The organism is Lactobacillus sp. XV31L (assembly GCF_059900865.1).
The window spans coordinates 1-1,878 of the sequence record NZ_JBWXGC010000027.1 but is presented as its reverse complement, the minus strand read 5'-3'; the positions used below and the strand labels follow the sequence as shown (position 1 = coordinate 1,878).

3 protein-coding genes and 1 tRNA gene are annotated in these 1,878 nt (G+C 39.3%); 1 reads left to right on the top strand and 3 read right to left on the bottom strand.

The genetic code is table 11. The features are described from left to right. Positions 1-17 precede the first annotated feature (17 nt). Positions 18-90 (top strand) — tRNA-Asn (locus tag AC2JF7_RS09000). An 81-nt stretch (positions 91-171) separates the two neighbouring features. Here the strand turns inward: AC2JF7_RS09000 and AC2JF7_RS08995 are convergent. The 3 genes from AC2JF7_RS08995 to AC2JF7_RS08985 form a co-directional block, all read right to left on the bottom strand. Continuing rightward, complete coding sequence (locus AC2JF7_RS08995) at positions 172-993, bottom strand: triphosphoribosyl-dephospho-CoA synthase (RefSeq protein WP_500728354.1); 822 nt, start codon at positions 991-993, stop codon at positions 172-174. A gap of 52 nt (positions 994-1,045) precedes the next feature. Continuing rightward, positions 1,046-1,369, bottom strand: coding sequence for a hypothetical protein (locus AC2JF7_RS08990; protein ID WP_500728353.1), 324 nt, complete (start codon positions 1,367-1,369; stop codon positions 1,046-1,048). Between the two features lie 32 nt (positions 1,370-1,401). After that, positions 1,402-1,878 (bottom strand): alpha/beta hydrolase family protein (locus AC2JF7_RS08985; protein ID WP_500728352.1); only part of this gene is annotated, 477 nt, incomplete at its 5' end.

The window sequence follows — 1,878 nt, the reverse complement described above, 5'->3', positions numbered from 1 at the left end:
CCGTGCTTTTTTAATATTCCGGCTTAGCTCAGTTGGTAGAGCGCTTGACTGTTAATCAAGATGTCGTCAGTTCGAGTCTGACAGCCGGAGCAAGTAGAGAGGGAGGACCACTGGTCCTCCCTTTTTTGTTTATATTTATATTAAAAACGAGGGCCAATCTGCTCTCGTTTTTTAGATGTAATTGCGTTCTAATCCTAGAAAAATGGTTACGATCAGCAAGTCTGCACAGCCGCCCAGACTGTAGTTTTTTGCTAAGCATTCCTGGTTGAGTTGTTTTAAGTATTTTTTTCCGGCTGCAGTAGCGTAGCCACCTAGTGTAAGATATTCGTTAGCGCTTTTGTGCAACCAATTAATTGGCTCGTAGCTGCCAGCACGCTTGATGAGGTTGCTATCTATAGCTACTGTGGCGATCTTCATTAGGGTATCTAATAGTTTCGTTTGCAAATCCCCCCTACTATTTTGCAAAAAGGGGAGGGCAGTTTTGCGGACAATTGGATAGCCCTGTTCAGCTTGTTCACGTGCCCCGCCAGCACCATATTTTTTAAATTCTTGTTCACCCGCTGTCTTAAACAGATTATTTTGAATTAAATCGTGCTCTACTAAGCCTTTGCACATCTTGGCAATCGTAATAAAAAGTTCAGTGTGATTTTTTTGGCAGTAACTTTCAGCACAAACAAAGATGCCTAGAGCAAAGATAGCACCTTTATGGGTATTGACACCCCTTGTTGCTGTGAACATGCCTCGTTCGGCGGTAATGCCCCTTTGCCGCAAGTGAAAGAACATCTCGGTTAAGTCTCTGCCGGTAAAGTTACAACCAATTTTTTCAGCGGTAGAAAAGTAATCTTCCAAACTTAGACTGCTATTGACAAAAGTATATACATCCATGTCAGGATGGGGTCCTGAACTCAAGGGATCTACCAGCCCTGGCTTGGGCAAAGTAACCACTTCATATAAGAGTGCTTTTAGCGCATTTTGAGTAATTGAATTAGTCATATGGATATTTTAACTTTTTGTCTTCAGAAGTACAAAGGGCAATGGTAAATTATTACTGGTCTAGAAAATCGATTATTAGTTTATCTAGTTTCTGCCGTACATTGTCCATATTATGATTGCCTCCCTTTAAAAGGTTAAATTCATTATTTGGCAAAACAGCATGATAGTGCTGGGAAGCATAGATATTTGAAAATTTAGCAGTTCTAAAGTAGAAACCCTTCAAAGTAAAGGGATCTAATTTTATTTTTTCAGGGATATGGCAAGGATCATATTTGACACCCCAACATGTCCCGATTCGAGCGTCATCAACCAGTGTAGCAGCAGGGTTAATTAAAACTTCTTTGGAAATGATATCAGAATAGTACCCTGACATCATGGAAGTAATAACTGCTCCTTGGGAATGACCAATCAAGTAGATATTGTTGACCCCAGGAATATTTTTAGCATATTGAATAGCCGCATAGCATCTTCAAGTTGAGATAGAATATTCATATCTTCAATATTGCCATCGCTGCTTCCATGGCCACTAAAGTCAAAACGCAAGGAAGCGATATTATGTTGTCCAAGTTCTTGGGCTAGTTCAGGCAATAAAGTGCACGGTGAGTTAATCATATGACCAGCAAAGCCATAAAACAGAATTGCAAGATCAAACTTTGCCTTGTTTGGAGTATGAAGCAGCCCTTGTAGAATTAAAGTTTCCCGCTTGAAAGTTATATTTTTTCTAACATCTATAGTGCTCCTTAGCTTAATATTTATTTGATGGTAAATTGTAAAATGAAGTTGAACACTTGCGCTGATTAGAAAATGAAAAAAGTCCATTGGACTTCTCTGATAGAATGTAATTACCAACCTAATTCTAGAAAGAAGTCTCCAATGAACTCGCTT

What these genes read in the sequence shown, in the direction of transcription:
- AC2JF7_RS08995 (WP_500728354.1), bottom strand. Translation starts at nt 993, where the DNA reads ATGACTAATTCAATTACTCAAAATGCGCTAAAAGCACTCTTATATGAA.
- AC2JF7_RS08990 (WP_500728353.1), bottom strand. Translation starts at nt 1,369, where the DNA reads ATGATGTCAGGGTACTATTCTGATATCATTTCCAAAGAAGTTTTAATT.